The 23,591-nt window shown below is 71.2% G+C and carries 21 protein-coding genes, 6 tRNA genes and 1 riboswitch; of the genes, 15 read left to right on the top strand and 12 right to left on the bottom strand.

Annotated elements, in window-relative coordinates; translation table 11 throughout:
* Positions 1 to 16 precede the first annotated feature (16 nt).
* Both ACH4D3_RS26255 and ACH4D3_RS26250 read right to left on the bottom strand, forming a co-directional pair.
* Positions 17 to 271: a DUF3073 domain-containing protein gene (locus ACH4D3_RS26255; RefSeq protein ID WP_003974884.1), complete on the bottom strand. Its 255-nt coding sequence runs from the start codon at positions 269 to 271 to the stop codon at positions 17 to 19.
* Between the two features lie 321 nt (positions 272 to 592).
* Positions 593 to 1,687 carry a Leu/Phe/Val dehydrogenase gene (locus ACH4D3_RS26250; protein WP_398326497.1) on the bottom strand — a complete coding sequence of 365 codons (1,095 nt, stop codon included), beginning with the start codon at positions 1,685 to 1,687 and terminating at the stop codon, positions 593 to 595.
* Between the two features lie 239 nt (positions 1,688 to 1,926).
* On the opposite strand from ACH4D3_RS26250, the gene ACH4D3_RS26245 reads away from it, so the two are divergent.
* Complete coding sequence (locus ACH4D3_RS26245; protein WP_398326494.1) at positions 1,927 to 2,778, top strand: hypothetical protein; 852 nt, start codon at positions 1,927 to 1,929, stop codon at positions 2,776 to 2,778.
* A gap of 533 nt (positions 2,779 to 3,311) precedes the next feature.
* Positions 3,312 to 3,518, top strand: coding sequence for a developmental transcriptional regulator BldC (bldC, locus tag ACH4D3_RS26240; protein ID WP_003949541.1), 207 nt, complete (start codon positions 3,312 to 3,314; stop codon positions 3,516 to 3,518).
* 449 nt (positions 3,519 to 3,967) lie between these two features.
* Here bldC and ACH4D3_RS26235 read toward each other — a convergent pair whose 3' ends face one another.
* The 7 genes from ACH4D3_RS26235 to ACH4D3_RS26205 all read right to left on the bottom strand — a co-directional run bounded on the left by ACH4D3_RS26235 (position 3,968) and on the right by ACH4D3_RS26205 (position 10,630).
* Positions 3,968 to 4,162: a DUF6274 family protein gene (locus ACH4D3_RS26235; protein ID WP_398326491.1), complete on the bottom strand. Its 195-nt coding sequence runs from the start codon at positions 4,160 to 4,162 to the stop codon at positions 3,968 to 3,970.
* Between the two features lie 191 nt (positions 4,163 to 4,353).
* Positions 4,354 to 4,428, bottom strand: a tRNA-Asp gene (locus tag ACH4D3_RS26230).
* A gap of 93 nt (positions 4,429 to 4,521) precedes the next feature.
* Positions 4,522 to 8,481, bottom strand: coding sequence for an ATP-dependent RNA helicase HrpA (gene hrpA / locus ACH4D3_RS26225; RefSeq protein ID WP_398326488.1), 3,960 nt, complete (start codon positions 8,479 to 8,481; stop codon positions 4,522 to 4,524).
* A 118-nt stretch (positions 8,482 to 8,599) separates the two neighbouring features.
* Positions 8,600 to 8,673 (bottom strand) — tRNA-Phe (locus ACH4D3_RS26220).
* Positions 8,674 to 8,697: 24 nt separating this feature from the next.
* Positions 8,698 to 8,772, bottom strand: a tRNA-Asp gene (locus ACH4D3_RS26215).
* Positions 8,773 to 8,806: 34 nt separating this feature from the next.
* Positions 8,807 to 8,879 (bottom strand) — tRNA-Glu (locus ACH4D3_RS26210).
* Positions 8,880 to 8,959: 80 nt separating this feature from the next.
* On the bottom strand, positions 8,960 to 10,630 hold the full coding sequence (locus ACH4D3_RS26205) for a metallophosphoesterase (protein WP_398326485.1): 1,671 nt from the start codon (positions 10,628 to 10,630) through the stop codon (positions 8,960 to 8,962).
* A 71-nt stretch (positions 10,631 to 10,701) separates the two neighbouring features.
* On the opposite strand from ACH4D3_RS26205, the gene ACH4D3_RS26200 reads away from it, so the two are divergent.
* From ACH4D3_RS26200 to ACH4D3_RS26180, 5 genes are all read left to right on the top strand, one after another.
* The gene (locus ACH4D3_RS26200) at positions 10,702 to 11,052 is read left to right on the top strand and encodes a metallopeptidase family protein (protein ID WP_011029427.1); all 351 of its coding nucleotides are present in this window, start codon (positions 10,702 to 10,704) and stop codon (positions 11,050 to 11,052) included.
* Between the two features lie 137 nt (positions 11,053 to 11,189).
* A complete protein-coding gene (locus ACH4D3_RS26195; RefSeq protein ID WP_398326482.1) occupies positions 11,190 to 11,750 on the top strand; it encodes a hypothetical protein in 561 nt (186 codons plus the stop codon).
* Positions 11,751 to 12,034: 284 nt separating this feature from the next.
* On the top strand, positions 12,035 to 14,230 hold the full coding sequence (locus tag ACH4D3_RS26190) for a DEAD/DEAH box helicase (protein WP_398326479.1): 2,196 nt from the start codon (positions 12,035 to 12,037) through the stop codon (positions 14,228 to 14,230).
* 138 nt (positions 14,231 to 14,368) lie between these two features.
* Complete coding sequence (locus ACH4D3_RS26185) at positions 14,369 to 15,904, top strand: amino acid permease (protein ID WP_398326476.1); 1,536 nt, start codon at positions 14,369 to 14,371, stop codon at positions 15,902 to 15,904.
* 120 nt (positions 15,905 to 16,024) lie between these two features.
* Positions 16,025 to 16,097, top strand: a tRNA-Lys gene (locus ACH4D3_RS26180).
* Here the strand turns inward: ACH4D3_RS26180 and ACH4D3_RS26175 are convergent.
* Positions 16,095 to 16,784 (bottom strand): CatB-related O-acetyltransferase, encoded by a 690-nt coding sequence (locus tag ACH4D3_RS26175; protein WP_398326473.1) that lies wholly within the window; start codon positions 16,782 to 16,784, stop codon positions 16,095 to 16,097. The two genes, ACH4D3_RS26180 and ACH4D3_RS26175, sit on opposite strands and share 3 nt — an antisense overlap.
* Before the next feature lie 100 nt (positions 16,785 to 16,884).
* Between ACH4D3_RS26175 and ACH4D3_RS26170 the strand changes: the two genes are divergently transcribed.
* From ACH4D3_RS26170 to ACH4D3_RS26160, 3 genes are read left to right on the top strand one after another with little or no spacing between them, the layout of a single operon-like run.
* Positions 16,885 to 17,547, top strand: a complete 663-nt coding sequence (locus tag ACH4D3_RS26170; protein WP_398326470.1) for a TetR/AcrR family transcriptional regulator — start codon at positions 16,885 to 16,887, stop codon at positions 17,545 to 17,547.
* 38 nt (positions 17,548 to 17,585) lie between these two features.
* Positions 17,586 to 17,978 (top strand): hypothetical protein, encoded by a 393-nt coding sequence (locus tag ACH4D3_RS26165; protein ID WP_398326467.1) that lies wholly within the window; start codon positions 17,586 to 17,588, stop codon positions 17,976 to 17,978.
* 5 nt (positions 17,979 to 17,983) lie between these two features.
* Positions 17,984 to 18,382, top strand: coding sequence for a hypothetical protein (locus tag ACH4D3_RS26160; RefSeq protein ID WP_398326464.1), 399 nt, complete (start codon positions 17,984 to 17,986; stop codon positions 18,380 to 18,382).
* Here ACH4D3_RS26160 and ACH4D3_RS26155 read toward each other — a convergent pair.
* Entirely contained in the window at positions 18,363 to 19,322 is a 960-nt protein-coding gene (locus ACH4D3_RS26155) for a MerR family transcriptional regulator (protein WP_398326461.1), read from the bottom strand. The genes ACH4D3_RS26160 and ACH4D3_RS26155 overlap by 20 nt on opposite strands.
* Before the next feature lie 46 nt (positions 19,323 to 19,368).
* The gene (locus ACH4D3_RS26150; protein ID WP_115743261.1) at positions 19,369 to 19,623 is read right to left on the bottom strand and encodes a GntR family transcriptional regulator; all 255 of its coding nucleotides are present in this window, start codon (positions 19,621 to 19,623) and stop codon (positions 19,369 to 19,371) included.
* 202 nt (positions 19,624 to 19,825) lie between these two features.
* Between ACH4D3_RS26150 and ACH4D3_RS26145 the strand changes: the two genes are divergently transcribed.
* The 5 genes from ACH4D3_RS26145 (at position 19,826) to ACH4D3_RS26125 (ending at position 23,206) form a co-directional block, all read left to right on the top strand.
* On the top strand, positions 19,826 to 20,152 hold the full coding sequence (locus ACH4D3_RS26145; protein ID WP_115743262.1) for a hypothetical protein: 327 nt from the start codon (positions 19,826 to 19,828) through the stop codon (positions 20,150 to 20,152).
* Positions 20,152 to 20,451 carry a hypothetical protein gene (locus tag ACH4D3_RS26140; protein ID WP_115743263.1) on the top strand — a complete coding sequence of 100 codons (300 nt, stop codon included), beginning with the start codon at positions 20,152 to 20,154 and terminating at the stop codon, positions 20,449 to 20,451. The genes ACH4D3_RS26145 and ACH4D3_RS26140 overlap by 1 nt, the downstream gene beginning before the upstream one ends.
* 68 nt (positions 20,452 to 20,519) lie before the next feature.
* The gene (locus tag ACH4D3_RS26135) at positions 20,520 to 21,650 is read left to right on the top strand and encodes a dihydrofolate reductase family protein (RefSeq protein ID WP_398326457.1); all 1,131 of its coding nucleotides are present in this window, start codon (positions 20,520 to 20,522) and stop codon (positions 21,648 to 21,650) included.
* A gap of 70 nt (positions 21,651 to 21,720) precedes the next feature.
* Positions 21,721 to 21,794, top strand: a tRNA-Met gene (locus ACH4D3_RS26130).
* A 185-nt stretch (positions 21,795 to 21,979) separates the two neighbouring features.
* The gene (locus tag ACH4D3_RS26125) at positions 21,980 to 23,206 is read left to right on the top strand and encodes a PP2C family protein-serine/threonine phosphatase (protein WP_398326454.1); all 1,227 of its coding nucleotides are present in this window, start codon (positions 21,980 to 21,982) and stop codon (positions 23,204 to 23,206) included.
* Between the two features lie 224 nt (positions 23,207 to 23,430).
* Positions 23,431 to 23,586, top strand: a riboswitch (cyclic di-AMP (ydaO/yuaA leader).
* Positions 23,587 to 23,591 lie beyond the last annotated feature (5 nt).

Here is a 23,591-nt window from a genome sequence, read left to right as displayed (position 1 = left end):
GGTGTTCAGTGCAAGGTCAAGCGCCGCGTCGCTGTTGGGACGGGGACTGGCCGTCCTCGTCCTCGTCGTCGTCCTCATAGAGGTCGGCGTACTTTGCGTACACGTCGTCGTCCTGCTCATCGTCCTCGAATTGCTCGCCATTCGGCGGTTGCGAATTCGACGGCGATGCGCCCAGCTCCTCGGCCAGGCGGGAGAGATCAGTCCCACCGCTGTTGTACTTCAGCTGGCGGGCGACCTTCGTCTGCTTGGCCTTGGCCCGGCCGCGCCCCATGGCTCGACCCCCTCAACGACGGGGCTCGACGGCCCCAGAGTCTTGACACGCGTTCATGGTCCGGAACGGGCTCTCCGCAGAGAGACCGGTCCGTAGGGCTTCCACGGTACCTGAGCCCACGCCCATACGGTACGTCGCCCGCAGCACGTGGCCCTGCCCAGGACCGTCGAGGCGCCCCGTCCTCGCTGGTCAAAGGCGATTTTAACCACCTTTCGACGGTCGACCCGCCGGGATAAGTGAGAGTTCTCTCCAACTGCACCCCGACGGGTACCGGTCAAACCCCGCGAAGGCCCTGCCGGGCCACCGCCCGCGACCGCCGGATCACGGCCGGGGGCGGGCCTCCGCCATCCGCTGCTCGGCGATCCGGTCGGCCGCCGCGGCCGGCGGAATACCGTCCTCCTTCGCACGTGCGAATATGGCCAGCGTGGTGTCGTAGATCTTCGAGGCCTTCGCCTTGCACCGGTCGAAGTCGAAGCCGTGCAGCTCGTCGGCGACCTGGATGACACCGCCGGCGTTCACCACGTAGTCCGGCGCGTAGAGGATCCCGCGGTCGGCGAGGTCCTTCTCGACGCCCGGGTGGGCGAGCTGGTTGTTGGCCGCGCCGCACACCACCTTGGCGGTCAGCACCGGCACGGTGTCGTCGTTCAGCGCGCCGCCGAGCGCGCAGGGTGCGTAGATGTCCAGGTTCTCCACCCGGATCAGCGCGTCGGTGTCGGCGACGGCGACCACCGACGGGTGCCGCTCGGTGAGGGCCCGCACGACGTCCTTGCGCACGTCGGTCACGACCACGTGCGCGCCCTCGGCGAGCAGGTGCTCGACCAGGTGGTGGCCGACCTTGCCGACGCCCGCGATGCCGACGGTGCGGTCGCGCAGCGTCGGGTCGCCCCACAGGTGCTGGGCGGCGGCCCGCATGCCCTGGTAGACGCCGAAGGAGGTGAGCACGGAGGAGTCGCCCGCGCCGCCGTTCTCCGGGGAGCGTCCGGTGGTCCAGCGGCACTCCCGGGCCACCACGTCCATGTCGGCGACGTAGGTGCCGACGTCGCACGCGGTGACGTAGCGGCCGCCGAGCGAGGCGACGAACCGGCCGTAGGCGAGGAGCAGTTCCTCGCTCTTGATCTGCTCCGGATCACCGATGATCACGGCCTTGCCGCCACCGTGGTCCAGACCGGCCATGGCGTTCTTGTACGACATCCCGCGGGCGAGGTTCAGCGCGTCGGCGACGGCCTCCGCCTCGTTCGCGTACGGGTAGAAGCGGGTGCCGCCGAGCGCGGGGCCCAGGGCGGTGGAGTGGATGGCGATCACGGCCTTGAGGCCGCTGGCACGGTCCTGGCAGAGCACGACTTGCTCATGTCCCCCCTGATCCGAGTGGAACAGGGTGTGCAGTACATCAGCAGGTGCGCCGTTTACGTCGGTCACGGTGGTGACTCCTGTGTAGGTGCGGCGATGGGTGGCAGGCCCCGTGAAGGTGGCGGGGACTGTGGCACGAGATTAGAGCCTGGGGGTACCGGCCCGCCGCACAGTGCTCAGGATCACCTCCGCACGGAGTACGGGCATGCGACGATTTGCAGAGATTCCCGCGCGTTTGTGATCCGTTGCCTCCGGTTTCCGCAGGTTCTCGCAGGTTTTCGCGTCGGTGCGCGGGGGAGGGAGCAGGCGTGCCCAAGGTGTCCTCGGTGATCGTCCCGTACGCGGCGTACCTGCGTGTGTACGAGCCGCTGGCGGCTTTCCCCGACGAGGAACGCGCCCACTGGACCCGCTACGCCCGCCGCCCCGACCGGCCGTCCTACCAGGACGAGCTGCGCCGCTCCCTGGCCGACCTGCTGCCCACCCCGCCCGTGGCGGTGCCGGTGCACGAGAGCGCGGACGCCTTCGTGACCGAGGTGGACGGCGTGGTCTGCGTCTGCCCCTGGCGGACCCGGCTGCGCGGCTGGCAGGCCCTGGGCGAGGTGGCCGAGGACTTCCCGGAGCCGGTCCTGGACGCCCTGATCCCACCCGTCGTACGCCGCCAGAGCGCGCAGGACTACGAGCGCTGGCTGGAGCGCAACCCGGACGCCCGGCCCTGGATCCGCACGGCCACCTGGCAGGTGCCGATCAACTGGTTCGTGCTGGTCTCCGACGCGGAGCGGGAGTACGACGAGGGCGGCGACGACGACGCGGCGGCCGCACCGGTGCTGCGCTACCGCACGCCGATGGTGCAGGCCCGCCGGCGGGTGGCCCGGGGGCTGCGGGCCCTGCGGGAGGCCGTGGACGAGGGGCCGCTCGTCGACGGCCTGGTGGACGTGGGGCGCTGGCTGGAGGAGTTCCACCCGCGTTCCCTGGTCGAGCTGGACTACGGCGGCCTGGTGCACGCCCTGCCGGCCGGCGAGTTGGCGGCGGACCACTCCGCGGCGGACGTGGCCGAGGGGATCGAGGCGCTGCGCCACGGCGACGGGCTCACCGCGGGGGCGGCGTACGGGCGGCTGGTGGAGCGCTGGCGGGCGGTGCGGGACCGGCGCTCGGCGAACTGACGTTTGACGTACCGCCCGATGTGGGGTTTCGTCTTCCGCTCCGACACCCGCCCGGTGTGGGCTGATCTCTTGCCGACAAGGGACGTAGGTCCCGATCCGGGCGTTTGCGTCAAGCGTGACGGACCGCACGTACATCACTCTTGCGCCGCTTGCCCCTCCTCATGCCAAAATAGGACAAGGAGCCCGGGGAGGGCTCCTTCCGTCCTGCCGTGATGCACTGTGGGTGGAATCTCAGCATTGCACGCTTTGGGGGGTCTGGTGACTCCTGATCGCCCCTGTGACTGATCGTCACAGTGGCGTGACTGTCCGCTATGGCATGGTCCATCGGCTTCCGTCGCTGATGAACACCTGGGAGGGCAATTCCATCGGTTTGGCCGACGCGGCTGGACAGATGGTGTAGTTGTAGTGCCGAGGACAAGCCGTTCGTCCTATAACCGACTCGACTCGCGTCCGCCATTTCGGGCAACGCGGGTCAAGGTGCAGAATTTAGAGGAATGAACCGAGAAGGTTCGGTTCTCCCGAGGAGGCCGCTCATGACCGCTCGCACCCCTGATGCCGAGCCGCTGCTGACCCCGGCTGAGGTCGCCACCATGTTCCGCGTCGACCCGAAGACGGTCACGCGCTGGGCGAAGGCCGGCAAGCTCACGTCGATCCGCACGCTCGGCGGGCATCGCCGCTACCGCGAAGCCGAGGTCCGCGCTCTGCTCGCGGGCATTCCGCAGCAGCGCAGCGAGGCCTGAACAACTGAATAACCGGGCATAACGGCAGGTCCCCCATCTGTCGCGGCGCCCGGAACCACAGCTCCAAGCGACGCCGTCCCTGCCCCAACAGAGGTGCGTCGTTGATCGCGCTGGACTCCGCCGGGTCCAGCGCGATTTTTTTGTGCCCGGGCCCGGCCCGGGCGCGCGGTGTGTCCGGGTGGGTGTCCGGGTGTGTGCCCTGTCCGGTGTCCGGGCTTGTCGGAGTCTGGGGAGGGGTGTCGGATCGGCTGTGCGAGCGCTGCGAAGGTGGTGCAATTGCACATATTAAATTGATCAGTTGTAGGGGAGTCGTAAGTGCCACGGTTCCAAAAACTCATGCGGTGACACCCGTCACACACCGCGGCAGTTGTTGGATCCGGCACCCGTGCGCTAATGGAGGCGTGGCCTCCAGGAGGTCTGCGGGGCAAGGGTGTTGGGGTCGCGCCGTTTCATGCCGTGGGCGCGCTCCCGTCGTCGACGCCCTCTTGACGGCCTGTCGGAGACTGTGGGGCCGGCGAGTCCAGCGCGAGCCGCAGCAGCCGGTGGCAGATCGGGCAGTGGCGCGTCACGTGACCGTACGACGACGCGGCCGACAGATGCGCGCGGAGCAGGGCCCGCGTCTCGTGCCTGACCGATGTCGCCATACGCCACCTCCAGGGGCCACACGGGGGTTGTGCCCTGTCTTTGGAGTACCGAGCGAAAGTGACGCCGTCAAGGCCGCGAGAGGAGCCCTGAGGGCCACTCAGGGCGTTCGACGGTTCCGGGCCGCCCCCCCGGCAACCCCCGGCAACGAAGAAGCCCCGCGCCGATTTGCTCGGGCGGGGCTTCGTTACTGCGGTCCTGACGGGATTTGAACCCGCGGCCTCCACCTTGACAGGGTGGCGAGCACTCCAAACTGCTCCACAGGACCAGGTTTCGCGGCGCTTCTTCTGCGTTGCGCTGCGAGAAGAGACTGTACAGGAGGGTGGGCCGCCGGTCGAACTCACCCTCCGTACGGGCCTCGTCACGGCGCGAGGGCGTCGATGGCCTTCACGATCCGCTTGTCGGAGACGGGGTACGCCGTGCCCAGCGCGTGGGCGAAATAGCTGACCCGCAACTCCTCGATCATCCAGCGGACGTCCAGGACCTGCCGGGGCACCGGCCGCCCCTGCGGCATCTGCTCCAGGAGCCACGCGTACTCGTCCCGCATCTCGTGGACCTTCTCCATGCGGGAGGTGTCCCGCTGCACGCCGGTCGGCATCTGCTGCAGCCGGCGGTCCGCGGCGACCAGATAGCGCATCAGGTCCGGCAGCCGCCCGATCCCCGCCTCCGTCACGAAGCCGGGCTTCACCAGCGCGTCCAGCTGCCCCCGCACGTCCTGTAGGTTCGCCAGCAGCGCCGGGCTGCGTACGGCCTTCAGGCGGCGTTCACAGGCCTGCCAGGCCGCCAGCACCTGCTGCACCTGGCCCACCGTGCGGACGGTCGTGTCGACGATCTCCGCGCGGACCTTGTCGTAGAGCTTGCGGTACGACTCCTCGTCCCAGGCCGGGCCGCCGAAGTCCGCGATCAGCTTGTCCGCCGCCGCCGTGGCGCAGTCGTCGAACAGCGCCTGGATCGAACCGTGCGGATTCGCGGACAGGCCCAGCTTCTGCTGGTTGGTCAGCTTTTCGGACGCGAACTTCGCGGGGTTGACCGGGATGTTGCGCAGGATCAGCCGCCGCGTGCCCCTCCACATGGCCTGCGCCTGCTCGGCCTCGGTGTCGAAGAGGCGGACGGAGACGGTGTCCGCCTTCGGCCCGTCGTCCACCAGCGCCGGGTACGCCTTCACCGGCTGACCGGCCCGGCGGGTCTCGAAGACCCGGGTCAGCGAGCCGATCGTCCAGTCCGACAGCCCGGAGCGCTCCACGGACTCGCCGCCGCTGCGCTCCGCGGTGGCCGCGGCGGCCTGCGAGAGCGCCTTGCGCGCCTTCGGACGCAGCCGGAGCTTCAGCGCCTCCAGATCCTTGTCCTCGGCCAGCTTGCGGCGCCGCTCGTCGACGATCCGGAACGTGATCTTCAGATGCTCGGGCACCTTCGACCAGTCGAAGTCCTCCGCGTCGAACGGCACCCCCACCATGCGCTTCAACTCCCGCGCCATGGTCACCGTCAGCGGCTCCTGAAGGGGCACGGCACGGTCCAGGAACGCCTGGGCGTAGTTCGGCGCGGGTACGTAGTTGCGGCGGACCGGCTTGGGCAGGGAGCGGATCAGCTCCGTGACGACCTGTTCGCGCAGGCCCGGGATCTGCCAGTCGAAGCCCTCGTCCGTGACCTGGTTGAGCACCTGGAGCGGCACGTGCACGGTCACGCCGTCGGCGTCCGCACCCGGCTCGAACTGGTACGTCACCCGGAACTTCAGCGGCCCCTGCCGCCAGGAGTCCGGGTAGTCGTCCTTGGTGACCGCCCCCGCCTTCTCGTTGATGAGCATCTCGCGCTCGAAGTCGAGGAAGTCGGGCTGCTCGTGCCGCTTGTGCTTCCACCACGAGTCGAAGTGCGCGCCGGAGACGACGTGTTCGGGCACCCGCTGGTCGTAGAAGTCGTACAGCGTCTCGTCGTCGACCAGGATGTCCCGGCGCCGGGCCCGGTGCTCCAGCTCCTCGACCTCGGTCAGGAGCCTGCGGTTGTCGGCGAAGAACTTGTGGTGCGTGCGCCAGTCGCCCTCCACCAGGGCGTTGCGGACGAACAGCTCGCGGCTGATCTCCGGGTCGATCCGCCCGTAGTTCACCTTGCGCTGCGCCACGATCGGTACGCCGTACAGCGTGACCTTCTCGTACGCCATCACCGCCGCCTGGTCCTTCTCCCAGTGCGGTTCGCTGTAGGTGCGCTTGAGGAGGTGCCCGGCGAGCGGCTCCACCCACTCGGGCTCGATCTTCGCGTTGACGCGGGCCCAGAGCCGGGAGGTCTCCACCAGCTCCGCCGACATCACGAACCGCGGGGGCTTCTTGAAGAGCGCCGAGCCCGGGAAGATCGCGAACTTGGCGTTGCGCGCGCCCACGTACTCGTTCTTCGCACCCTCCTTCACGTCCTTCATGCCGACGTGGGAGAGCAGCCCGGCCAGCAGCGACACGTGCACCCGGTCGTCGGGGGCCGCGTGCTCGGCGTCGTTGAGGTGGATGCCCATCTGCCTGGCTACGGTGCGCAGCTGCGTGTAGATGTCCTGCCACTCGCGGATGCGCAGGAAGTTGAGGTACTCCTGCTTGCACATCCGGCGGAAGGACGACGAGCCGCGCTCCTTCTGCTGCTCGCGCAGGTACCGCCAGAGGTTGAGGAAGGCGAGGAAGTCGCTGCTCTCGTCCTTGAACCGGGCGTGCTGCTGGTCGGCCTGGGCCTGCTTCTCCGCGGGGCGCTCCCGCGGGTCCTGGATGGACAGCGCGGCGGCTATGACCATGACCTCGCGGACACAGCCGTTCTTGTCCGCCTCCAGCACCATCCGGGCCAGCCGCGGGTCGACGGGCAGCTGGGCGAGCTTGCGGCCGGTGTCGGTCAGCCGCTTGCGTACGTCCTTCTGCGCCGGGTCGAGCGCGCCCAGCTCCTGGAGCAGCTGCACACCGTCGCGGATGTTGCGGTGGTCCGGCGGGTCGATGAACGGGAACTTCTCGATGTCGCCGAGGCCGGCCGCGGTCATCTGGAGGATGACGGAGGCGAGGTTGGTCCGGAGGATCTCCGCGTCCGTGAACTCCGGGCGCGCGGTGAAGTCGTCCTCGGAGTACAGCCGGATGCAGATGCCGTCGGACGTACGGCCGCAGCGGCCCTTGCGCTGGTTGGCGCTGGCCTGCGACACCGGCTCGATGGGCAGCCGCTGGACCTTGGTGCGGTGGCTGTAGCGGGAGATGCGGGCGAAGCCGGGGTCGATGACGTACTTGATGCCCGGCACGGTGAGGGAGGTCTCGGCGACGTTGGTCGCGAGGACGATCCGGCGCCCGGTGTGCTGCTGGAAGACACGGTGCTGCTCGGCGTGCGACAGCCGGGCGTACAACGGCAGCACCTCGGTGAACTTGTATCTCTTCTTCTCCAGCGCGTCCGCCGTGTCCCGGATCTCGCGCTCGCCGGAGAGGAAGACGAGGATGTCGCCCTTGCCCTCGCCCATCAGCTCCTCGACGGCGTCGGTGATCGCCGTGATCTGGTCGCGGTCGGCGTCGTCGCCGTCCTCCTCAAGGAGCGGCCGGTAGCGCACCTCCACGGGATAGGTGCGCCCGCTGACCTCGACGATCGGCGCGTCGCCGAAGTGGCGCGAGAAGCGCTCCGGGTCGATGGTCGCCGAGGTGATGACGACCTTCAGGTCCGGCCGCTTGGGCAGCAGCTGGGCGAGGTAGCCCAGCAGGAAGTCGATGTTGAGGGACCGCTCGTGGGCCTCGTCGATGATGATCGTGTCGTAGGCGCGCAGCTCGCGGTCGGTCTGGATCTCGGCGAGCAGGATGCCGTCCGTCATCAGCTTGATGAAGGTGGACTCCGGGTTCACTTGGTCGGTGAACCGCACCTTCCAGCCGACGGTCTCCCCGAGCGGGGTGTCCAGTTCGTCCGCGACCCGCTCGGCGACGGTGCGCGCGGCGATCCGGCGGGGCTGGGTGTGCCCGATCATGCCGCGGACGCCACGGCCCAGCTCGACGCAGATCTTCGGGATCTGGGTGGTCTTGCCGGACCCCGTCTCACCGGCGACGATCACGACCTGGTGATCACGGATGGCCGCCGCGATCTCGTCCTTCTTCTGGCTGACCGGGAGCTGCTCGGGGTAGCCGACGGCCGGTACACGCGCCCGGCGTTCGCCGATGCGCTGCTCGGCCTTGGCCACCTCCGTCTCGATCTCGGCGAGGACGGCGGCGCGGGCCTCCGGCTTGCGGATCTTCCGCGCACCCTCCAGCCTGCGGCCGAGCCGGTGCGCGTCGCGCAGCGACAGCTCGGTCAGCCGGGGGGCGAGGGTGCCGAGGGCGGGGGCAGGATGCGTAGACATACGGGTTCCAGGATCTCATCCTCGGGAAAAACCTGGCGAATGCTTTTGCCGCGGCGTCGGCCCGGGCAACGCAGGCAACTACAACAAGGCCCCGATCCGAAGATCGGGGCCTTTGCTGTGGCTGGGGCCGGGGTCGAACCGGCGACCTATCGCTTTTCAGGCGATCGCTCGTACCAACTGAGCTACCCAGCCGCGAGGTTTCACGTGAAACCTCAGCGGTCCTGACGGGATTTGAACCCGCGGCCTCCACCTTGACAGGGTGGCGAGCACTCCAAACTGCTCCACAGGACCAAGCTTCGTACGACAGTGTCGCACATGTACCGCGTGCCCCCAACGGGATTCGAACCCGTGCTACCGCCTTGAAAGGGCGGCGTCCTAGGCCGCTAGACGATGAGGGCTATCGGCCCGCCTGGGCGCTTCGCAGCGCGTCGGGGACGTGAGAAGCATATGGGATGGCGGGAGGTATCGCCAAAACGGTTTACCGAGTGCTGGGGGCGGGGCTGCCCGGGGCAGTGGGGGAGGCGCCGGTGACGGAGGGGGACGGGCCGGTGGCGGAGGGGGAGGGGCTGGTGGCGGAGGGGGACGGTGTCGCGCCCGGCTGGTTCTCCTTCGGCAGATGGCGGCTGACCTCGGCCGTCGTCAGCCCCAGGCCGCCCAGCTCGATCTCGTCCCAGGCCTGGAGGCGTCGGGTGTCCCGGTCGAAGTAGAGGATGGACGCCTGGATGGGGTCGGGGTACTTGCCCTCGACCGCGCGCAGTCCGCTGCCGCCGGTGGAGCCCTCGACGCGCAGCCGGGTGCCGTACTTCATGACCTCCATGTCCTCGTGGTGGAGGTGCCCGGAGAGGACGAGGGGCACATCGCCGTCGACCTCGCGGGCGGCCGACGGCTCGTGGGCGACGGCGATGTCCACGGGGGTGCCGGCCGCGCTCTGGTCGCGCAGGGCGGAGGCGAGGCGGGCGCCGGCCAGTTCCTGGGACGCCTCGGCGCCGTCCGCCTTGGAGCGGTCGGGGGTGTACTGCGGGTCGCCCATGCCGGCGAAGCGGAGGCCCGCGACGGTCCGGGCGTGGCCGTCGTCCAGGACGTGCACGTTCTTGAGGTGCTTCAGGTACTCCTGGGTGCCGCGGGAGTCGTGGTTGCCGCGGACCCAGACGTAGGGCGCGCCGAGGTCCTCGATCGGGTCCAGGAAGCCGTTCTCCGCGGCGGTGCCGTGATCCATCGTGTCGCCGGAGTCGACGATCACGTTCACCTTGTACTGCTCCACCAGCGAGCCGATGATCTTCCAGCTCGCCGGGTTCAGGTGGATGTCCGACACGTGCAGGACGCGGATCGTGGTCGGGTCGGGCTGGTAGGCGGGGAGCGTCGAGGTGACGTCGTAGAGCTTGGTCACGTTGGTGACCAGCCGTGCCAGCTCCTTCTGGTAGACGTCGAACTCGGTCACGATGCTGCGCGCGTTGCCGACCAGGGAGGGCGCGGAGGAGAGCAGGCCGGAGAACTTCGGCTCCAGGACGGAGTCGGGGTTCCAGGTCGCGTAGGCGGTGCCGCCGGAGGCGACCAGCAGGGTGAGGGCGAGCCCCCCGGCGGCGAGGGCGCGCCGGGGGCGGCGGTAGACGACGAGGCCGAGGGCCGTGGCGCCGGTGACGACGGCCACGCAGGAGCGGACGGCCAGGTCGAGCGTGCCGTGCCCGACGTCCTGGGCGACCTCGTCCTGGAGCCCGGAGAGGCGTTCGGGGTGGTCGACGAGGGCCTGGGCGCGGGCGGGGTCGAGCTGGTCGACGTTGACGTCGAGGCGGACCGGGGCGACGTGGCTGTCGAGCTGGAGGGCGCCCAGCGGCGAGACGTTGATCTTCGTGCCGCCGGACAGCGACGGGCGCAGGGTCATCGTCGTGTTCATGGGGCCGACCGGGGCCCGGACGTTGCCGACGACGAGCAGCCCCAGCCAGGCACCGAGCAGGACGACGGCGACCAGACCGGCGGCCCGGGTCCAGGGGTGTGGGCGGAGACGGGCGGCGAGTTCGGGGGTGGCGGCCGCGGGCCGGCCGCTGCGTGCGCGCCGGTCGCGGTAGCGGCGGGTGAGGATGCGCGGGACGTTGCGGATGGGGTTCATCACCTCGGCCAGGGCGTGCGGGGCTGCGGCGGGGACGCGGGCCATTGGTCCCGTATGCCCGTGGCCCGGGGCGGATATGCGGGTCGTACTCCACGGTCGTACCCGACAATGGTCCTGTGCTGGAGATGACGCGCGAGGAGTTCGAGGAACTGGTCGCCGAGGCCCTGGACCGGATCCCGCCGGAGCTGACGCGGCTGATGGACAACGTCGCGGTGTTCGTCGAGGACGAACCGCCGGCGGACGATCCCGAGCTGCTCGGGCTGTACGAGGGGACGCCGCTGACGGAGCGCGGGGAGTGGTACGCGGGCGTGCTGCCGGACCGGATCACCATCTACCGGGGGCCGACGCTGCGGTTCTGCGCGACGCGTGAAGACGTGGTCGCCGAGACCGAGGTGACGGTCGTTCACGAGATCGCCCACCACTTCGGGATCGACGACGCGCGGCTGCACTCCCTCGGGTACGGGTGACGCGCGCCCGGGTGCGGACGGGGAGCCCCGGATACGGGTGACGCGCTCGGGTCAAGTCCGCCTCGCCGGGCGCGTGTCCTCTTGTGGGTGACGGGAGTTGGGCACGTCGACTCCTTGACCCCCGGAGGTGGCCGCCCGTGCGCCCCTTGTACGTACCTGTCCGTATGGCCGCCACCGCCCTGGCCGTCGTCGCCGCCGCCGGCTGCATGAGCGTCGGTGACGACGACTCCGGCGGGGGCGCCAGGCCGTCCCAGTCCGCCGGGGAGCGGGGCGGCGAGGTACCGGAGGGCGGCCCCGCGGTCTCCGGCGGGAACGCCGGGTACGACGCGGCGGCCGCCGACGACGGGCACGGCAAGGGGAAGAAGGCCGGGGGCGGCGGGGACCGGGCCGGGGGCGACGGCAGGGGGAAGGGCGGCGAGGGCGGCAAGGGGAAGGACGCGTCCGCCTCGGCGCCGCCCGCCGCGCAGCCGACGGGGGCCCCGCCGCCGAACGGCGGGAACCACGGGCCCGAGCCCACCCGGACGCCGCCCGCGGAGCCCACCCGGACGGCCGAGCCGGAGCCGACGCCGACCGAGGAGCCGCCCGCCTCCCCGACGCCGGACCCGACGGTGGCCGAGCCGTCCTCGTCGGCGCACGAACCGCCCGGGACCCAGCTGGAGCAGCGGGAGCCGGCACCGGCGGCCGGGACGCCGGCGTAGGACGGACCGCTCGCCGGGCGGGGCGACGACGGGCCGCTCGCCGAGCGGGCGACGACGGGCCGCTGAGCTGGGCATGTGCTGCCGGTTTGCCTTCAGGGGTGGGGGGTGCGTATGGTGGTAGATCGTTTGATCCCATTTGCCCGGCGCCACCGCAGAGCGCGCCGTGTGGCGCGTACTCTCCCCTTGCCGTGGTGGACCGCATAGAGGCGGTCGTATTGCGAATCGCGATTCACGGAGTTGACGGGCGCGTGCCGACGAGAGACTCCGGAAGGTTTCGCATTCGCATGTCCATGACCAGTACTGACCACGTCGTCGTGCCCGGAAACGCCGAGGGCGCTCAGGACGCGCCGGAGGCCGTCGAGGCCGTGGCCGCCTCCGCGACCACCGAGTCCCCGGAGGCCGTCGAGGCTCCCGAGGCGGCTGCCGAGCCGACGTTCGCCGACCTCGGTCTGCCCGAGGGCGTCGTGCGCAAGCTCGCGCAGAACGGCGTGACCACCCCCTTCCCGATCCAGGCCGCGACCATCCCGGACGCGCTGGCGGGCAAGGACATCCTCGGCCGGGGCCGCACCGGCTCCGGCAAGACCCTCTCCTTCGGTCTGCCGACCCTGGCCACGCTGGCCGGCGGCCGCACCGAGAAGCACAAGCCCCGCGCCGTCATCCTCACCCCGACCCGCGAGCTGGCCATGCAGGTCGCCGACGCGCTCCAGCCGTACGGCGACGTCATGGGCCTGAAGATGAAGGTGGTCTGCGGCGGCACCTCGATGGGCAACCAGATCTACGCCCTCGAGCGCGGCGTCGACATCCTGGTCGCCACCCCGGGCCGGCTGCGCGACATCATCAACCGCGGCGCCTGCTCCCTGGAGAACGTGCAGATCGCGGTCCTCGACGAGGCCGACCAGATGTCCGACCTGGGCTTCCTGCCCGAGGTCACCGAGCTGCTCGACCAGGTCCCGGCCGGCGGCCAGCGGATGCTGTTCTCCGCCACGATGGAGAACGAGATCAAGACCCTCGTCGACCGGTACCTGAAGGACCCGGTCCACCACGAGGTCGACGCGGCCCAGGGCGCGGTGACGACCATGTCGCACCACATCCTGGTCGTGAAGCCCAAGGACAAGGCGCCGGTCACCGCGGCCATCGCCTCCCGCAAGGGCCGCACCATCATCTTCGTCCGCACCCAGCTGGGCGCCGACCGCGTCGCCGAGCAGCTGCGCGACGCCGGTGCCAAGGCGGACGCGCTGCACGGCGGCATGACCCAGGGCGCGCGCACCCGCACGCTGGCCGACTTCAAGGACGGCTACGTCAACGTCCTGGTCGCCACCGACGTCGCCGCCCGCGGCATCCACGTCGACGGCATCGACCTGGTCCTGAACGTGGACCCGGCCGGCGACCACAAGGACTACCTGCACCGCGCGGGCCGCACCGCGCGCGCCGGCCGCACCGGCACCGTCGTGTCCCTGTCCCTCCCGCACCAGCGCCGCCAGATCTTCCGGCTGATGGAGGACGCGGGCGTCGACGCCACGCGCCACATCATCCAGGGCGGCGCCGCCTTCGACCCCGAGGTCGCCGAGATCACCGGCGCCCGGTCGATGACCGAGGTCCAGGCCGAGTCCGCGGGCAACGCGGCGCAGCAGGCCGAGCGCGAGGTCACCCAGCTCACCAAGGAGCTGGAGCGGGCCCAGCGCCGCGCCAACGAGCTGCGTGAGGAAGCGGACCGCCTGGTCGCCAGGGTCGCGCGGGAGCGCGGCGAGGACCCGGAGACGGTACTGGCCGAGGTGGCCGCGACCGTGGCCGAGCCGGAGGTCTCGCTGCCGGAGCAGTCCGGCGCCCGGGACGTGGAGAAGGCGGAGCGCGGCGGCAACGACCGCGAGCGCTCGTACGAGCGTCGTGACGACCGTGGCGGTTTCCGCCGTGACGACCGCGGTGACCGTGGCGGGCGTTCGTTCGAGCGTCGTGACGACCGTGGTGGTTTCCGTCGTGACGACCGGGGCGACCGTGGTGGCCGTTCGTTCGAGCGTCGTGACGACCGTGGTGGTTTCCGCCGTGACGACCGTCGGGACGACCGTGGTGGCCGTTCCTTCGACCGTCGGGACGACCGCGGTGACCGCGGCGGGCGTTCGTTCGACCGGCGTGACGACCGCCGTGACGACCGTGGTGGCCGTTCGTTCGAGCGTCGTGACGACCGCGGCGACCGTGGTGGCCGCTCGTTCGAGCGTCGTGACGACCGTGGCGGTTTCCGCCGTGACGACCGTCGGGACGACCGTGGTGGCCGTTCCTTCGAGCGCCGTGACGACCGCGGCGAGCGCGGCGGGCACCGTGGCAGCGACCGCCCGTTCAACCGCGACCGTCAGGGCGACCGCCCCGGCTTCCGCTCCGGCGGTCACGACCGTCCGTACGGCCGCCGCGACGACCACCGCGGTGACCACCGCGGTTCGTCCTTCGGCCGCCGTGACGACAAGCCGCGCTGGAAGCGCAACGGCTGACGCCTGAGCACCTGAGACGCGCCGTGGCCTCCGCCCCACCGGGTGGAGGCCACGGCGCTTCGCGTTGCGGGCCGGTTTCGGCCACGAAGTCCACGGAGTGACGCATGTCACGCTCGCCGCGAGGGAATTGCTGGGGGCATGACAGATGACGCCAAGGCGAGTGGGCTGTCGGACGAGGAACGGCTGGCCCAGCTCGGCTACACCCAGGTGCTGGCCCGCCGCATGTCGGCGTTCTCCAACTACGCGGTCTCCTTCACGATCATCTCGGTCCTGTCGGGCTGCCTGACCCTCTACCTCTTCGGCATGAACACGGGCGGCCCCGCCGTCATCACGTGGGGCTGGGTCGCCGTCGGCCTGATGACGCTCTTCGTGGGACTGGCGATGGCCGAGATCTGCTCGGCGTACCCGACCTCGGCGGGCCTGTACTTCTGGGCGCACCGCCTGGCACCCCCGCGCACGGCGGCGGCCTGGGCCTGGTTCACGGGGTGGTTCAACGTGCTGGGCCAGGTCGCGGTCACCGCCGGCATCGACTTCGGCGCCGCGTCCTTCCTGGGCGCCTACCTGAACCTCCAGTTCGACTTCGAGGTGACCCCGGGCCGCACGATCCTCCTCTTCGCCGCGATCCTGATCCTGCACGGCCTCCTCAACACCTTCGGCGTCCGCATCGTCGGCCTGCTGAACAGCGTGAGCGTGTGGTGGCACGTCCTGGGCGTCGCGGTCATCGTCGGCGCGCTGACCTTCGCGCCGGACCACCACCAGTCGGCGTCCTTCGTCTTCGGCGAGTTCGTGAACAACACGGGCTGGAGCAGCGGAGCGTACGTCGTCCTGATCGGTCTCCTGATGGCCCAGTACACCTTCACCGGCTACGACGCCTCCGCCCACATGACCGAGGAGACGCACGACGCGTCCACGGCGGGACCGAAGGGCATCGTCCGCTCCATCTGGACCTCCTGGATCGCGGGCTTCGTCCTCCTCCTCGGCTTCACCTTCGCCATCCAGTCCTACGACGGCGCCCTGACGTCCCCGACCGGCGCGCCGCCCGCGCAGATCCTGCTCGACGCCCTCGGTGCGACGGCGGGCAAGCTCCTGCTCCTCGTCGTCATCGGCGCCCAGCTCTTCTGCGGCATGGCGTCGGTGACGGCCAACAGCCGCATGATCTACGCCTTCTCCCGGGACGGCGCGCTGCCCTGGTCGCACATCTGGCACTCGGTGAACCCGCGCACCCGCACGCCCGTCGCAGCGGTCTGGCTGGCGGCCCTGGCCGCGCTGGTCCTCGGCCTCCCGTACCTGATCAACGTCACCGCGTACGCCGCCGTGACGTCGATCGCGGTCATCGGCCTCTACATCGCGTACGTCATCCCGACGCTGCTCCGCGTCCGCAAGGGCGCCGCCTTCGAACGCGGGCCCTGGCACCTGGGCCGCTGGTCGCAGGTGATCGGCGTGGTGGCGGTGACGTGGGTCGGCGTCATCACGGTGCTGTTCATGCTGCCCCAGGTCTCCCCGGTCACCTGGGAGACCTTCAACTACGCGCCGATCGCCGTCCTGGTCGTGCTGGGCTTCGCCGCCACCTGGTGGCTGGCCTCGGCCCGGCACTGGTTCCTCAACCCGGACCACGAACGCACCCGCACCCGCGCCGCCGCCCAGGCGAACGCGCCCGAGCCGGTGGACCCGTAGCCCGCCCTGCTCCGGCCGCCCTCCGACGCGGCCGTGACCCCGATACCCGATCGGCGTCCCGGCCGCGGCGGGCTATGCTCGGTGTGGCAACATCACGCAGCACCGCGCGACACACCGCCTGGGCCCTTAGCTCAATTGGCAGAGCAGTGGACTTTTAATCCATTGGTTGTGGGTTCGAGTCCCACAGGGCCTACTCGTCGGACCCCGGCTCACCGCAGGACTGAGCTGGGGTCCTGTTCGTCCGTGCGGCCGCCTCTTCCAGCTCCGTGACGGTCCCCGACATGATCGTCCGGACGTGTTCGGTGATCTTCTCCACGGGCCAGTCCCACCACGCCACCGCGAGCAGCCGGGCGATGTCCTGCTCCTGGTGGCGGGTACGGATCAGGCGGGCCGGGTTGCCGCCGACGATGCCGTAGTCGGGCACGTCGCTCGTCACCACCGCCCCGGTGGCGATGATCGCGCCGTGGCCGATGCGGACGCCGGGCATCACGGTGGCGCCGTTGCCGAACCAGACGTCGTTGCCCACCACGGTGTCCCCCGGGTTCGGCAGGCCGGTGAGCAGGTCGAAGTGCTCGGCCCAGGAGCCGCCCATGGTGGGGAAGGGGAAGGTGGACGGGCCGTCCATGCGGTGGTTGGCGCCGTTCATGATGAAGCGCGTGCCGGTCCCCAGGGCACAGAACTTCCCGATCACCAGCTTCTCCGGCCCGTAGTGGTAGAGCACGTTGCGGGTCTCGAAGGCGGTCGCGTCGTCCGGGTCGTCGTAGTAGGAGAAGTCGCCGACCTCGATCAGCGGGGACTTCACCAGGGGCTTGAGCAGTACGACCCGGGGCTGTTCGGGCATCGGGTGGAGCACGGTGGGATCGGCGGGGAGGGCGGGCATCGGCAAGGCGGATCCTCTCGGCGGACCACTAGTGCGACAGATGTAGTGTTAAGAGCGTGGCACGAGCAGTCGTATCGATCAAACGGATAGTGGACGGCCGATGACGGATTCGACAGATTCGACGGAGCCGACAGTCGTGGGGCCCGAGCGCCGTCCGGGCGGACGTACCGCCCGCATTCGCGCCCAGGTCCTCGACGCGGTGCGCGCCGAACTCGCCGAGGCCGGGCACGAAGGGCTCACCGTGGAAGGGGTCGCCGCCCGCGCCGGAGTTCACCGCACCACGGTCTACCGGCGTTGGCGCGACGTGGGCGGGCTGCTCGTCGACGTCATCGACGCCGCCGGCGAGATGGGCTGGCAGCCGCCGGACACCGGTTCTCTGCGCGGCGACCTGACCGCGCTCAACCGGGAGATCCAGGAGTCCCTCGTCGTACGGCCGTCCTTCGCCGTCGCGCTGATGGCGGCGTCGTTCCACTCCGAGCAGGCCGCGCGGGCCCAGACGAGACTGTGGGCGGACCGGTACGCACAGTGCGAGATCCTCGTGGAGCGCGCCGTCGAGCGGGGCGAACTCCCCGCGCGAGCCGCCCGAGCCGCAACGGACCTGGACGCCCGCAGCCTGCTGATCGCCGCCACGGCGCCGCTCTACCACCAGTTGGTACTCCTGCGCGCCGATCCCGACCCGCGGCTTCCGGAACGGGCGGCGGCGGCCGCGGTGCTGGCGGCCGCCGCGGGCGCCTTTTCCGTCCCCAGGGTGAAGGGCGCGTGACCCAGGGCCCGTCGGACCGACGGGTAGAGTCCCCCGGCATGAGCACAACTCCCCCCGGTGACAGCTTGGTTGACCTGCGGCCCCGCCGAGTCACCCCGCGCCGCCTGGCCGCCGCCGCCGTGGTCTACGGGGTGTTCGTCGCGGGCTGGTACCTGGGGCAGCCCGTGACCCCCGAGTGCCACGTCGACCAGGCCGCGCTCGACCGGGCCGCCGAGCGGTACGGCCCCGGACCGTCCGCCACGCCCGCGCCTGCCTACAGCCCCATCCCGGCGTCGTCGGCATTGCCGGGCCACAGCGAGCTCGGAGCCGTCCGCACGGTGCGGTCCGTGGCCGTCGACACCCTGACCGTCACCACCTACGCCGTAGCCTGCACCAACGACATGGGCGAACGCCCCCGCCTCGGTTCCTGGCTCGACGGCGGCTGGGAGTAGGGGCGATGCCCGCCTGGATGACCCTGCGCCGCCTCGGAGTCGTCACCACCCTGTACGCCGTGTTCCTGGCGGGGTGGTGGCTGGGCCAGCCGGTGCGGTCCGACGGCTGCGTCGAGGACCGGATCGCCGCCGGGGCGGACGGCCGTCCCGCGCCGGTGGAACCGGCCGACCCCGGCCGGTACTTCGACAATCTCGACATCGGCTTCGGCCTGCTGGACTTCGGCCTGCTCGACTGGGCCGACGACCTGGACGGCTACCGGGACGGCGAGTACGGCCCCAGCGACTACGGGTACGACCTCCAGGGCGGCCCGCAGACGTACGGCACGGCCGGTGCCGACTACGCACCCTGCTCCTACAAGAAGCGCGCCCGCCTGCTCGCGTGGGTCAACGGCGACTGGGGCTGACCCGGCCGGGCCGGCGAAGGGCCTGGACCATCCAGGGCTGGAAGGGCAGGTGACCGGGGACGACCTGCCAGCCGTTGAGGGTCCAGACCAGGCGCCAGTACCGCTCGACGAGCGGGTCGTGTCCCGCCTCGAACCGCTCGGCCAGCCACTCCCGCAGCTCCGGGCCGTCCGGACGGTCGAGTACGGCGGCGATGCGCGCCACCACGGCGTCGACGACCGGGGCGGCCTCGTCGCCCTCCGGGTCGATGCCCGCCGCTCTGGCCCCGGCGACGGTCTGCCGGACGAAGGGGATGAGTTCCGCCACCGCCCCGGGGGCCACCCCCGGCAGCACGTCCTCGTCGGCGGGCGGGAGGGCCGCACGGGCCATGCGCCCGCGGAAGTCCTCGTCGGCGACGAGTTCGGCCAGCTCCACCCACGCGGCGAGCTGGGCGTCGGAGGGTTCGTCGGGGAGTTCGGGCAGGGCGGTGCGCAGGGCGGCGGCGGCGTCGCGGGCGTGGGGCGTTCCGGCCTCAAGTGCGGCGATGAAGTCGGCGATCACGCGCCGTCGTTCGTCGGAGGTGAGGCGGGCGATCCGGTGCATGAGAACTGTCTCCTCGGGGCTGGCGTCGCGCCGGGCAACGAGCCGCAGCACGCTGTGCCGCAGCCGCAGTGCGCGGATCTGGAGGGCGGTGGCGTCGGCGTGCGCGGCGGCGACCTCGGCGACGGTCAGGTCACCGTCCAGGACGCGGCGGACCGTGCTCAGATCGACGTCCAGCTCCCGCAGGACGCAGATGAGGTGGAGCCGGTCCAGCGCCGCCTCGCCGTAACGGCGGTAGCCGGCCGGGGTGCGGTCGGTGGGAGGCAGCAGTCCGGTGTCCGAGTAGAACCGGATCGTCCGTACGGACACGCCGGTACGGGCCGACAGTTCACCGATCGAGTGCGGGGGCGTCGCGCCGTTCATGAGCCCACCCTGCGGTCTCCAGCCACTGGAGAGTCAAGGCGGGGCGTCAGCCGGAGGGCTGGTCCTCGTCGTCGGCGGCGGGCGGCCGCTCCACGACGAACGACCCCTTGCCGCGCACGGTGACGATGAGCCCCCGTTCGCGGAGCTCCTGCGCGGCCCGGCGCGCGGTGAGTCGCGCCACGCCGTACTCGTCGGCGAGATGGTTCTCCGACGGGATGGGCCTGTCCGGCGCCAGCGCTCCCGACTCGATCTTCTTCGTGATGACGTCGGCGAGTTGCACGTAGAGCGGCCGCGCGCTCATCGGGTCCAGGGAGGTCGAGGGCTCGGGTTCTGTATCGCTCACATGTCCAACGTATGCATCCGCCGACCTACACGTACGAGTGGATTCCTCTGCACTTGTATGCAGAGGGCTATGCCCCGCCCGTACGTTGATCCACACAAGACCCCGGCGAGGTGGCTAGACCTCCCGGGGCACGGCCAACGCTTACGCAAGGAGCGTCGACATGCCCGACCTTATCCACCGCATCGCCCATTGGCTGACCCTTCTCCTCGGTCCCGGCACCGGAACGCACCGCGCGGGCGCCCCGCGCCACCGAGCCCGGACCACCCCTCGCCCCACCGTCCCCGCGAGCCTCCCCCTTCACCACTCCCCGTACTGCCGTCACCTCCCCCTCGACGGCGCCGCCTCCCGCCTCGTCCGCCCCTACCTCGCCGCCCACGACCAGGAACGAGACCGCCAACGGCACCGCCGCCTCGCCCTCGTGCTCGCCGCCGACTTCGGCATCGACCTGGACCAGCACGTCGTCGGCGCGCGGAAGGCGGCCGCGTGATGACACCGCACACGGCGCTACGGCTGCTGCCCTGGCTGTCGGCCGAGGGCAAGCCCTGCTTCCTCGCACCCGGCGACGGCAGCGGGTACGTGTCCCGGCTCGCCGACGAGACGGAGGTCCGGCAGCTCGCCGAGGGGCTGGACGTCCTCCGCACGGCGCGCGGTGTCCTGGACGACCCGGTGTCCCCGAACGCGGAGGTCCGCTACACCGCGATCCGTCTGACCGAGTGCCTCGCGGACGCGCTGCGGGTGGCGGAGTCGAGGGGGCGGCGCCTGTCCACGGACCACGGTGAACCGTAGGAACGGGCGCGGCGCCTAGTGTGTGCCCGCCGGAACCCGCCGCCCGTCTGCCTCCCGGAGTGCCACCCATGCCCCTCCCCCACGTCCTCCTCTCCGCCGCCGTCTCCCTCGACGGATACCTGGACGACACCGGCCCCGAACGGCTGCTGCTCTCCAGCCCCGCCGACTTCGACCGGGTCGACGAGGTGCGGGCCTCCGTGGACGCGATCCTGGTCGGGGCCGGGACGATCCGGGCCGACAATCCGCGGCTGCTGGTGAACTCGGCCGAGCGGCGGGCGGCCCGGGTCGCGGACGGCAGGGCGGAGTACCCGATCAAGGTCACCGTCAGCGGCAGCGGCGAGCTGGACCCGGCGGCGCGGTTCTGGCACACGGGCGGGGACAAGGTGCTGCTGACCACGGACGACGGTGCCCGGCGGGCCCGCGCGCTCGGGATCGGTGCCGACGTGGTGTCCCTGGGGCCGGACCTCGACTGGCGGGCGGCGTTGGAGTACCTGCACGACCGGCGGGGCGTGCGGCGGCTCATGGTGGAAGGGGGCGGGACCGTCCACACCCAGTTGCTCCAGCAGGAACTCGCCGACGAGCTGCAGCTCGTTCTCGCGCCGCTGCTGGTCGGGGACCCGGCCGCACCCCGGCTGTTCGGGCCCGGTGCCTACCAGGGCGGGCGGCTGCGGCTGATCGGGACGCGGCGGATCGAGGACGTGGTGCTGATGCGGTACCTGCCGACCGCACCCGGCACCGGTGACCGCGTCGCCGCCGCCGACCGGCACTGGCTGGGGCTCGCCTGCGAGCTGGCCGAGCTGTGTCCGCCGTCGGACACCGCGTTCAGCGTGGGGGCGGTCGTCGTCGCCGCCGACGGGAGCGAGCTGGCCCGGGGATACTCGCGGGAGGGCGGTGATCCGGTCGTGCACGCCGAGGAGGCCGCGCTCGCCAAGGTGGACCCGGAAGACCCGCGGCTCGCCCGCGCCACCGTCTACAGCAGCCTGGAGCCCTGTGCCCGCCGGGCCTCCCGGCCCGCCCCGTGCGCCCGGCTGATCCTCGACGCGGGGGTGCGCCGGGTCGTCACGGCCTGGCGGGAGCCGGACACCTTCGTGGCGGGAGCGGACGGCAGCGGGGTGCTCACCGCCGCGGGTGCCGCCGTCGTCGTACTGGCCGAGTACGCGCAGCGGGCGAAGGCGCCCAACCGCCACCTGGAAGGGTAGGGAGAGCGGGGCGCGGAGATACCGATGTGCATTCCGCCCCCGGGATGACGTACAGTGGTGAACACAACGACGCGGGGTGGAGCAGCTCGGTAGCTCGCTGGGCTCATAACCCAGAGGTCGCAGGTTCAAATCCTGTCCCCGCTACTGAAGGCCGAGGGCCGGAATCCGAAAGGGTTCCGGCCCTCGGTGCGTTTCCGCAGGTGCCCCGTGTCATCCGGTCGGCCCCTCACCGCTCGCCGCCCGTCCCCGCCCCCGGAACCCTGGAGTGCGGGACGGCAAGCGGCGCGGACGCGCGGGGCGGCGGGAGACGAGTGGTGCGGCCAGGTGACGTGGACGACGAGGGAGCGGCCGCCAGAGCCGGTGGCCGGCTCCCCGGCGATCCCGTGCCCGACCCGGGTCTCGGGCTCGGCGACGAGGCGCTGCCCGTGCCGCCCTCCGGGCCACCGCCAGTCCGGCGGACCGGGTACGGGCGGGCCTTCGTGCACGCGCTCCCCGTGCTGCTGATCGTCGTCGCCATCCTGTACGACATCTTCACCCCGAGATACTTCACCGCCGGACCCCTCTACACGGCCGCGCCCCTGATCGCCGCCCCGCTCTACTCGCGGCGCGGCACGGCGCTCACCGGCGTCGCCGTGGTCGCCGCGGTCATCGGGCTGCAGCTCGGCAAGGGCGTCATCCACTACGTCGACTCCCTCACCGAGCTGATCACCATCGCCACGGTCGCCGTACTCGCCGTCCTCGTGAACGGCATGGTCCGCCGCAGCAGCGAGCGCCTCGTCTCCGTCCGTGAGATCGCCGAGGCCGCCCAGCGCGCCGTCCTGCCCGAACCCGCCGAGCGGATCGCGGGCTTCGAGATCGCCGTCTGCTACGAGGCCGCGCAGGCCGACGCCTTCATCGGCGGCGACCTGTACGCGGTGCAGGACAGCGCCCGCGGCGTCCGGCTCATCGTCGGGGACGTGCGCGGCAAGGGCATGGGTGCGGTGGCCGCCGTCGCCGTCGTGATCGGCGCGTTCCGGGAGGCGGCCGAGCAGGAGGCGACGCTGGAGGCGGTGGCACAGCGCCTGGAGCGGGCGCTGGCGCGCGAGGGCACCCGACGCGACGGACTGGACGCCTTCGAGGGCTTCACCACCGCCGTCCTCGCCGAACTCCCGCACGGCGGCGGCACCGTCCGCATCGTCAACCGCGGCCATCCGCCGCCCCTGCTGCTCTACGCCGACGGCACCCTCGGCCCGCTGCCCGCCCACGAGTCGGCGCTGCCGCTCGGCATGGGCGAGCTGGGAGTGTGGCCCGACCGGGCGGAGGAGGCCCCCTTCCCCGGCGGGGCCACACTGCTGCTCTACACCGACGGGCTGACCGAAGCCCGGGACGCGAAGGGCGAGTTCTACGATCCGCAGGCGCGGCTGACCGGCCGCGTCTTCCCGCATCCGGCGACCCTGCTCGCCACCCTCGCCGAGGACGTGCGCCGGCACTCCGGGGGCGGCATGGCGGACGACATGGCACTGCTCGCCGTCCGGCGCCCCCGGCGCGGTGATCATGATCATTGTCACGAGCCGTGACAGCGCGACCCCCCTCCGCATAACAACTGATACACCGTCAGAAGAAACTGGCGCGAGAGGGAATACCGAGGCCGGGTCAACTCGCCCGGTTTTCACCGGTCGTGAGGCGTACGTCCCGGCCGTATTCGGTAATGATCAAGAGGAACGGCTTGGAATCGGAGCCTCGCGTCTATTAACGTTCGATAACGCAGCGCGGTCGTCCCAGCCGTCACAGAAGGCGGCTCCGTGCGCACGCGCCGAATCCCGCAAGGGAACCGGGGAACCACCACATTGGGGTGAATCGGGCGTATGCCGCCGTGGAAAACGGTCGGCAGACACCCGTAGGAGACCTTCCTGCTCCGAACCCGTCAGCTAACCCGGTAGGCGAAAGGAAGGAAAGGAGTAC

The sequence above is a fragment of the Streptomyces sp. NPDC018026 genome, from assembly GCF_044327745.1.
Lineage (GTDB): Bacteria > Actinomycetota > Actinomycetes > Streptomycetales > Streptomycetaceae > Streptomyces > Streptomyces rubrogriseus.
Note: the sequence above shows the minus strand (reverse complement) of the source record. Positions and strands in the feature narration are given on the sequence as shown.

Excerpts from the sequence above, each read along its gene's own strand:
- ACH4D3_RS26255 (WP_003974884.1), bottom strand. The coding sequence starts at position 271 with ATGGGGCGCGGCCGGGCCAAGGCCAAGCAGACGAAGGTCGCCCGCCAG.
- bldC (WP_003949541.1), top strand. The coding sequence starts at position 3,312 with ATGACCGCTCGCACCCCTGATGCCGAGCCGCTGCTGACCCCGGCTGAG.
- ACH4D3_RS26235 (WP_398326491.1), bottom strand. The coding sequence starts at position 4,162 with ATGGCGACATCGGTCAGGCACGAGACGCGGGCCCTGCTCCGCGCGCAT.
- hrpA (WP_398326488.1), bottom strand. The coding sequence starts at position 8,481 with ATGTCTACGCATCCTGCCCCCGCCCTCGGCACCCTCGCCCCCCGGCTG.
- ACH4D3_RS26205 (WP_398326485.1), bottom strand. The coding sequence starts at position 10,630 with ATGGCCCGCGTCCCCGCCGCAGCCCCGCACGCCCTGGCCGAGGTGATG.
- ACH4D3_RS26190 (WP_398326479.1), top strand. The coding sequence starts at position 12,035 with ATGTCCATGACCAGTACTGACCACGTCGTCGTGCCCGGAAACGCCGAG.
- ACH4D3_RS26185 (WP_398326476.1), top strand. The coding sequence starts at position 14,369 with ATGACAGATGACGCCAAGGCGAGTGGGCTGTCGGACGAGGAACGGCTG.
- ACH4D3_RS26175 (WP_398326473.1), bottom strand. The coding sequence starts at position 16,784 with ATGCCCGCCCTCCCCGCCGATCCCACCGTGCTCCACCCGATGCCCGAA.
- ACH4D3_RS26170 (WP_398326470.1), top strand. The coding sequence starts at position 16,885 with ATGACGGATTCGACAGATTCGACGGAGCCGACAGTCGTGGGGCCCGAG.
- ACH4D3_RS26165 (WP_398326467.1), top strand. The coding sequence starts at position 17,586 with ATGAGCACAACTCCCCCCGGTGACAGCTTGGTTGACCTGCGGCCCCGC.
- ACH4D3_RS26160 (WP_398326464.1), top strand. The coding sequence starts at position 17,984 with ATGCCCGCCTGGATGACCCTGCGCCGCCTCGGAGTCGTCACCACCCTG.
- ACH4D3_RS26155 (WP_398326461.1), bottom strand. The coding sequence starts at position 19,322 with ATGAACGGCGCGACGCCCCCGCACTCGATCGGTGAACTGTCGGCCCGT.
- ACH4D3_RS26150 (WP_115743261.1), bottom strand. The coding sequence starts at position 19,623 with ATGAGCGCGCGGCCGCTCTACGTGCAACTCGCCGACGTCATCACGAAG.
- ACH4D3_RS26145 (WP_115743262.1), top strand. The coding sequence starts at position 19,826 with ATGCCCGACCTTATCCACCGCATCGCCCATTGGCTGACCCTTCTCCTC.
- ACH4D3_RS26140 (WP_115743263.1), top strand. The coding sequence starts at position 20,152 with ATGACACCGCACACGGCGCTACGGCTGCTGCCCTGGCTGTCGGCCGAG.
- ACH4D3_RS26135 (WP_398326457.1), top strand. The coding sequence starts at position 20,520 with ATGCCCCTCCCCCACGTCCTCCTCTCCGCCGCCGTCTCCCTCGACGGA.